Annotated in this window: 6 protein-coding genes and 2 pseudogenes; 5 read left to right on the forward strand and 3 right to left on the reverse strand. The window is 38.3% G+C overall.

What is annotated here, in order from left to right; translation table 11 throughout:
* Together E1I69_RS23385 and E1I69_RS23390 are read right to left on the reverse strand one after the other, a co-directional pair.
* Nucleotides 1-433, reverse strand: a pseudogene (locus tag E1I69_RS23385) (IS4 family transposase); the annotation flags it as partial.
* Between the two features lie 200 nt (nt 434-633).
* Nucleotides 634-1,380 (reverse strand): SGNH/GDSL hydrolase family protein, encoded by a 747-nt coding sequence (locus E1I69_RS23390; protein ID WP_136381909.1) that lies wholly within the window; start codon nt 1,378-1,380, stop codon nt 634-636.
* A 210-nt stretch (nt 1,381-1,590) separates the two neighbouring features.
* Between E1I69_RS23390 and azlC the strand changes: the two genes are divergently transcribed.
* The 4 genes from azlC (at nt 1,591) to E1I69_RS23410 (ending at nt 5,113) form a co-directional block, all read left to right on the forward strand.
* Nucleotides 1,591-2,304 carry an azaleucine resistance protein AzlC gene (gene azlC / locus E1I69_RS23395; RefSeq protein WP_136381910.1) on the forward strand — a complete coding sequence of 238 codons (714 nt, stop codon included), beginning with the start codon at nt 1,591-1,593 and terminating at the stop codon, nt 2,302-2,304.
* Nucleotides 2,301-2,633, forward strand: coding sequence for a branched-chain amino acid transporter permease (locus E1I69_RS23400; protein WP_136381911.1), 333 nt, complete (start codon nt 2,301-2,303; stop codon nt 2,631-2,633). The genes azlC and E1I69_RS23400 overlap by 4 nt, the downstream gene beginning before the upstream one ends.
* 192 nt (nt 2,634-2,825) lie before the next feature.
* Entirely contained in the window at nt 2,826-4,247 is a 1,422-nt protein-coding gene (gene nhaC / locus E1I69_RS23405; RefSeq protein ID WP_347561867.1) for a Na+/H+ antiporter NhaC, read from the forward strand.
* Complete coding sequence (locus E1I69_RS23410; protein WP_136381913.1) at nt 4,247-5,113, forward strand: MBL fold metallo-hydrolase; 867 nt, start codon at nt 4,247-4,249, stop codon at nt 5,111-5,113. Before nhaC ends, E1I69_RS23410 begins: the two co-directional genes overlap by 1 nt.
* A gap of 93 nt (nt 5,114-5,206) precedes the next feature.
* Here the strand turns inward: E1I69_RS23410 and E1I69_RS23415 are convergent, their stop codons facing one another.
* Nucleotides 5,207-7,141 carry an endonuclease MutS2 gene (locus E1I69_RS23415; RefSeq protein WP_136381914.1) on the reverse strand — a complete coding sequence of 645 codons (1,935 nt, stop codon included), beginning with the start codon at nt 7,139-7,141 and terminating at the stop codon, nt 5,207-5,209.
* A gap of 554 nt (nt 7,142-7,695) precedes the next feature.
* Between E1I69_RS23415 and E1I69_RS23420 the strand changes: the two are divergent.
* Nucleotides 7,696-8,246, forward strand: a pseudogene (locus tag E1I69_RS23420) (IS4 family transposase); the annotation flags it as partial.

An 8,246-nucleotide genomic window follows, 5' to 3' on the forward strand; every position in this document is an offset into this window, starting at 1 on the left:
TTGTTACATAGGCCCATTCTGATAAAATAGGTGGAAGTGGTATATGTGTCGCATCTACGATGCGAAGTTTTCCAACACCTCGAGGTAGACCAGTAGTACCTTTGGTATAATATTCAAGTTCTTTTACAACTTTAAGGAAAAGGTTCTGTACTATTCCAGTGTCTAAATCATTAATTCTTCGACTTAATTGTGAGGCACTGATACTATCTACACCGATATATTCCATTAGATCTTTGTGTGCGCGCATATTAACTTCAAATTCGGGATAAGATTCCCATTTTCCCAATTGGGCAGCTACAAAAATTTTAACTAAACCTTCTATTGAAAGCTTTTTCATATCATAGTTTAGAAGGGGACAAGCTAAATATTCTGTAGGTAATAATGACAAACATTGACGAATTACTGTATTTTGATTTAATATGGTATTATTCATTGAAAGCTCCTTTGTAGAAAGTTTGTATTGTTTTTGGGAACAAACAAACATCTAACACTTCTACAATAAGGGCTTTCTTTTTTTATGTCTACATACAATTAGCATTTTTACATTTTATGGAATCTGTGCAAAGCTAGTGGGACAGGTACCGCGTCCCACCAATTTAAGGAAAATGGGACAGTGAACCTGTCCCTCTGTCCCTAAAATAGGTCGTGCATTAATTTTTCTGCAATTAATCGATATTTTTCTGCTTTAAAGTGAATTCCGTCATAAAGATTCCCGTTGATGGAAATGTCATCACCATCTACATATTGGATCTTTTCTTCTTGGGCTAGGGATTTAATCGCCGTTATGTAGTATACTTGTGTTTTCTTTCCGTTATTTTTGTTGTTCGTAATGGTTGTTGGGGAAATGACGACAACTTCAATTCCATTTTCTTTGAGCTTTTGTAGGATTTGTCGGTTGTTTTCTTTATATTGCTCAACAGGGACGGGGAGCGCATTTGGACTATATTTCATATGACCTCTTGCATCGTTTATACCAAACATCAAAATGACTAAATCCGGATGAATCGTAAGAACTTCCTCATCGACATTTTCTAGAGCTTGAATAGAGGTCCAGCCGGGATGCCCATTATTGATCACTTTTATTTTATTGTATCCGTACTTTTTCCTGAGCTGTGTTTCTAAGACTTTTGGATAATGATTTTTAACCTGATTCACTTTGCCACTTGTATCTCGTTCATATCCCCAAGTAATGGAATCTCCATAGGCGACAATAGTAACAGATTGTTTATGATTAAGTTTTTCAAAAATTGAATACTCGTGTTCTGAAATAGATACTGGTTTAGCTGCTTTACTTTTTTGTTGAATGGTTAGCAGCACAACAAATACACATATAAGCACAGATAATAAATTAAATAGGTAAATTTTTGGGGGATTTCTCATCTAAAATCTCCTTTTCATTTGGGAGGAAGGTCTGCAGACTACCTAATTTTTATAGATAATCGTTTACGACACCTCTTCATTATTACTATTTTAACAAATACAAGAGATTTCCCACATAACGGAATTTGTATTTCAGAATAATTCTCTTTATAGTATGTGGGATTTTTGATATAAAATTAGACAACACAGACAATTTAGGAAGTGAACATCATGGAAAAAAGAAATCAAGTATTACGTGCATTTCGCACGGCATTCCCTTTTACGATCCCTATTTTTGCGGGATTTACTTTTCTAGGAATCGCATATGGAATTTATATGAATTCATTGGGCTTTAGTGCCATCTATCCGATTTTAATGAGTCTCCTCATCTTTGCAGGGTCAATGGAGTTTGTCGCAGCAAGTTTATTGATTGGAGCCTTTAATCCGTTCAGTGCTCTTTTTCTAACTTTAATGGTGAATGCGAGACATTTGTTTTATGGTATTTCGATGCTTGATAAATATAGAGGCAGAGGAAAGAAAAGTAATTACCTGATTTTCGGAATGTGTGATGAATCGTTTGCGATTAACAGTTCGATAAAAGTGCCGGATGATGTTGATAAAGGCTGGGTGATGTTCTTTGTTACGCTTCTTAACCACTGTTATTGGGTACTGGGAGCAACAATTGGCGGTGTTTTCGGCTCTTTCGTTACCTTTAATACGGAAGGACTTGAATTTGTCATGACAGCTCTTTTTGTTGTCATCTTTATTGAGCAGTGGATGAACGAAGAAAAACATTTAAGCTCGTTAATTGGGCTAGGGGCTTCGATTGTGTGTCTTCTAATTTTTGGGGGAAGCAACTTCATTATTCCTGCGATGATTGCAATCTTAGGACTGCTCACCCTATCAAGAAAATCATTGGATGAAGTGGAGGCGAAAGCGGCATGACGATGAATGTAACACAACAGATTATTATTATTGCGATGGTTGTACTGGGCACGGTGGTTACAAGGTTTCTTCCGTTTATCGTCTTTCCGTCTGGCAAACCAACACCGTTATATGTACAGTATCTCGGAAAAGTGCTGCCATCAGCGGTGATTGGACTGTTGGTCATCTATTGCTTCAAAGATATTAATCTATTAGCAGGAAGTCATGGTATGCCTGAATGCATGTCAGTGGCAGTCGTTGCTGTGCTCCACTTTTGGAAAAGAAACATGCTTCTCTCCATTGCAGGAGGAACAATCGTCTATATGATTTTGGTTCAAATGATTTTTTAGGGACGCGGACTGGTACCGCGTCCCCGTTTTTTTTGATCGATAAAACTTGGGACGATGAACCTGTCCCTCTGTCCCAGTTGACGAATGAAACATTATAAATTATGATTAGTGCATGATTATTTACTTAAAAGCATAAAAGCTTTAAAGTGATAAAGTATTTTTGGAATCGATACTTGTTGACTGGTGGGGAAAATGGTGAAGACAAAACTTACAATTTGGAAATCTATCATTCCGTTATTGGGATTAATTATAGCTGCTGCATGTTCGATTTTTATCTGGAAAGCAGGAATGAACTTTCCGTTATTGGTTGGGGTGATTTTAGCTTCCATCGTTGCTAGTAGCTGCGGATGGAGCTGGAATGATATTCAACAAATGATGGTCAATGGAGTAACAAGGGCTTTACCAGCTGTGTTTATTTTATTGGTCATTGGAACGATTATCGGATCTTGGATTGCGAGTGGTGTTATTCCAACCATGATTTATTATGGCATTTCAATAATAGATCCATCCTGGTTTGTTCCGATTGTTGCGCTTGTTACGGGGATTGTTTCGATTACTCTAGGAACATCTTTCACATCGATCGCAACTGTCGGACTGGCTTTCATGGTCATTGGTGAGGGGTTAGGATTTTCGCCAGCTCTTGTGGCGGGGGCAGTTATATCAGGTGCTTATTTAGGAGATAAGCTATCTCCATTATCAGATACGACCAATATCGCTGCTGCACTAGTTGATACGGATTTATTTAGTCACATTAAGCACATGCTTTGGGACACGATTCCTGCATTTTTGATATCCCTATTATTATTTTGGGTGTTTGGTAGTTTTGAAGAGTCTAGTACAAGTTTTAGTTCTGGAACGATTGAAACCATTATGTCAGGTTTAGATCATGCTTTTGTTATTCATCCGTTATTGTTATTGCTACCGGTTTTTACAATCTTTTTAATGCTAAAGCGTGCTCCCGCGTTACCAGCATTAATGGGTGTAGGTTTACTAGGGGCGGTTATAGCTGTTGTGATTCAAGGAACCCCGGTCAGTTCAATTGTTCAGTTTATGACGAGTGGTTTTAGTATCGAAACTGGCGTAGGTGAAATTGATTCATTATTGAATCGTGGCGGGCTTGCTTCGATGCTTGGAACCGTTGGAATGCTCATGATTGCTACTGCCCTCGGTGGGATTTTAGAAGAAACGGGTGCATTTGATGTCTTAACAGGGAAGATGATGAAAAAAGTGAAATCCACAGGTTCACTAATCGGTTCAACTCTTTTAACGACATTTGTTGTTGCATTAGCAAGTGGTGCTCAGTTTTTAGCGATCATTTTACCGGCAAGAACCTTTGTGCAAAAGTATAAAGATATGAATATTGATACGAAGAATCTCTCAAGAACAGTTGAGTCGATGGGTACTGTCGGAATTAATCTAATCCCATGGAGTGTTCCTGCCGTGTTTGCAACGAGCATTTTAGGAGTGAGTGCATGGGAGTTTATCCCATATGCGTTCTTTATTTATCTTGTTCCGCTCGTAAATCTACTATTTGGCTTTACAGGATGGACAATAGCCAGAAAAGATTACAGCCAAGAAATACAACAGGCACAAGTAGAAAGGGAAGTTGTGTAGTGAGTGAAGTCATTTTAAGTGTGGTTGGTACTGCTCAAGATGGAGGGTTGCCACAAGCGAATTGCTTTTGTGAAAATTGCAAAAGGGCGCTAGCAGATCCGAGGTTTAAAAGAACGGCCGCCTCATTGGCCGTTGTTCTACCAGGAGAGAATAAATGGCATTTAATTGAGGCTACGCCTGATTTGCGGGAACAAATGGCACGATTGCAAATGAGATATGGGATGGAATCAAAGCTGATGAGTAGTATTTTTTTATCACATGCTCATATCGGTCACTATCCAGGTTTGATGTTTTTAGGGAAAGAATCAATTAATTCCCGTCAATTGCCTGTGATGGCAGGAACAAAAATGAAAAAGGTGTTGGAATCTAATGCGCCATGGAGTCAATTAACCGCGCTTGAGAATATCGTTGTCCAGGAGATTCTTGATCGGCAACCTGTAAGTATTTCTTCGGAAGTTACAGTTACTCCAGTTATTGTTCCTCATCGAAATGAGTTTTCTGAGACTTTTGCTTTTTGGATCAAAGGTCCGAATAAGAAGGTTTTATTTATTCCAGATATTGATCGTTGGGATGAATGGGATATCGATATACGTGAAGCAGCGAAAGAAGCAGACATTTGTTTTTTTGATGGCACGTTTCATTCTCCGCAAGATCTTGAAAAGATTGGTCGTGATTATCGACAAATTCCCCATCCGGTCATGACAGAGACGATGGAACTGCTTCAAGATGTAGTAGGGGAAACGAAGATTTATTTTACACATCTCAACCATTCAAATCCGGTCTTGCAAAAAGATGGAGTATTAAGGAAAGAAATTGAGGCAAAAGGTTTTTATATTGCTGATGAAGAGATGGAATGTAGAATATGAAAAAAAGATGTTCAAGTAGAGGGATTTCCTTTTTGAACATCTTTTTTTGGTGAAAAATGGTGGGACACGGAACCTGTCCCCGTGTCCCAGCCTTTATTCCTCCAGCCATTTGTCTTCGACGTATTTGCGGTTCATGTCTTTTTTTAGTTTACGGTATTCTTTGCTTTTGAAGATGATGTCAAAATCGTAATCTGGTGGGTAGAGCTCTTCAGCGGCAATTTTCAGCTCCAATCTTTTATAATTAATCGTTCTTTTTTCTCCTTTGATTTGGACAATGTAATCTCCATGATCGTTCGGTCCTTTGTACACAATGCCTGTTTCACCTGTTGCCGGGAGGAGGACATTATCCCCTTGGTTATAGAGAGATACCTTAGTTACAGGTTGTTCTTGTTTCTTCTTTTCTACATACTTTCGTGCATATTTATTTACAATGACCTGCCTTTGATAGGAAGGAGATTGTAACGTTTCGTGTGTCATGTTTTGGTGAAAATCCTTTTGCTCTTGGTATGCTTTTTGATGTGCGCGTTCGAGCAGTGAAGGATGCATTCCTAGCTTTGCTGCGATATCGAAAGCTTGGCTCTGTCCGCTCTTTCCAAGTAAAAGTCTATATGTTGGTTGTAATGTGTCGATATCAAACTCCATCGACCCATTTAAAAAACCTTCCGTTTCATCTGCAAACTTCTTCATTTCGCTATAATGGGTTGTCGCAAATAATGTAGCGCCTTTATTATACAATTGCTCTAATATAACAATGGCGAGGGCCATTCCTTCTCGCGGATCAGTACCAGACCCAAGTTCATCGATTAATACGAGTGACGCATCATTTGTCTCTTGTAAAATATCAATAATATTGACCATGCGGGAGCTGAATGTACTTAAGTTTTGCTCAATGCTTTGACCATCTCCAATATCAACAAAGATATGTTGGAAGATAGCAATTTCACTCCCTTTTTTGGCTGGAATAGGGAGACCGGATTGTGCCATTAAGATTAGGAGCCCGACTGTTTTTAATGTAACTGTTTTTCCGCCAGTGTTTGGACCCGTAATCACGAGAGCTCGTTCCTTTTCTCCAATCGGAATCGTGAGCGGGATCGCCTTGTTTCCAAGCATTGGATGACGTGCTTCTACTAAATCAATCCGGAACTCTTCATTGATTGTAGGTATATCAGCTTGAATCATTTGACTGTATTTCGCATTTGCGAAAAGTACGTCGTAGTGATGCATCGTCTCAATGGCAATCTGGATGACTGGTTCATATGAAAGAAACAGTTGAGTCAATTCATATAAAATCCGCTCTACTTCGGTTTCTTCCGCAATTTTTATAAGCTCAACATCCTCCTGAAGGGTGCTTAATTCAACTGGCTCGATAAAGAGGGTGGAGCCAGAAGCTGAAGTATCTAATACCGAGCCTTGAATCTTCTTCCGATATTCTTTTTTTACAGCAAGAACAAAACGACCAGATCGCTCATATACGTTCGTTTCTTGCAGATAAGGTGAGATTCTTCTGCTTTTGACTATCGACTGTGCCTTCTCCTTTAATTTTTCCTGAAGAGATGCTAGGTGTCTGCGTAAATAGTTAAGGTCACTTGATGCGTAATCATCTACTTGGCCATTTCGTAAACAACGGCTAATTTCTGCTTCTAATTCTGATACATCACCAATCGATGAAGCATACATACTGACCATTGGACCGGCATATTCCTTATCTTTCATAAACTGCTTTAGCTTTTGACAGTGGTCTAGGAATGAGACAATTTGCGTGAATTGGTCTACTTTTAGAGCGATGCCTTTTTTCGCTTGTATAATGTAATGTCCGATTTGATCCAACGAATGAATAGGTATACTTCCACTGATTGCAAGAATGTTCATCGCTTCTGAAATTTCAAGTAAAGAATGCTCGATTTTCTTTTTGTTTTGTGTTGGTCTTAACGAGAGTATTGTTTCTTTTCCTCTGATTGTTTTTGCGAATTGTGAGATCTCATTTAAAACTTGATAATACCCTAGTGCTTCCATTGTTTGAGTATTCAATGGTAAATCCTCCTTTTAATATGTGAGAAATTTCATGAGGACTGGTTCACGAGGCCATATACAAAAAGCCGTCATGAACAAAGCGCTCATGACGGCAGAAGATAGACCTTGTGCTTAAGATGTTTGACTGGTTTTAGACACAAAAAAACCATGACAAACATGCCATAGCAGGGTCTATTTTTCATAGCTATGATGCGTGTTCTTAACTTTCTAAAAGAAGCCACATTGAAATAAACATAGCGATTGCTACGTTTTTGCTTCTTCCAGCTATCCAATTATGGATTAGTTAAGAACCACCGATAACATAAACTCATACTCCTTTAGGTAAGGAATTTTTTACTTACTCTTTCTTTATATCCTATGTTCAATTTAGAAGTCAAGTGCAAGTTCCATTATAGGGACACGGGGACAGGTTCACTAGCTTTGCGCATGTTCCATAAAATGTAAAATTATTAATTGTATGTAGACATAAAAAAAGAAAGCCCTTATTGTAGAAGTGTTAGATGTTTGTTTGTTCCCAACAACAATACAAACTTTCTACAAAGGAGCTTTCAATGAGTAATACCATATTAAATCAAAATACAGTAATTCGTCAATGTTTGTCATTATTACCTACAGAATATTTAGCTTGTCCCCTTCTAAACTATGATATGAAAAAACTTTCAACAGAAGGTTTAGTTAAAATTTTTGTAGCTGCCCAATTGGGAAAATGGGAATCTTATCCCGAATTTGAAGTTAATATACGCGCACACAAAGATCTAATGGAATATATCGGTGTAGATAGTATCAGTGCCTCACAATTAAGTCGAAGAATTAATGATTTAGACACTGGAATAGTACAGAACCTTTTCCTTAAAGTTGTAAAAGAACTTGAATATTATACCAAAGGTACTACTGGTCTACCTCGAGGTGTTGGAAAACTTCGCATCGTAGATGCGACACATATACCACTTCCACCTATTTTATCAGAATGGGCCTATGTAACAAAGGGCTGGACAGTCGTCAAAATGCATACACGATTGATAGTTGCTTCGCCTGATGTACATTATCCAGATAAAATTGTTCCTTCTAATGGGAAAGTACAAGATCATGAAGGCGGAGACCT

Source organism: Bacillus timonensis, assembly GCF_004799755.1.
GTDB lineage: Bacteria > Bacillota > Bacilli > Bacillales > Bacillaceae_L > Ferdinandcohnia > Ferdinandcohnia timonensis_A.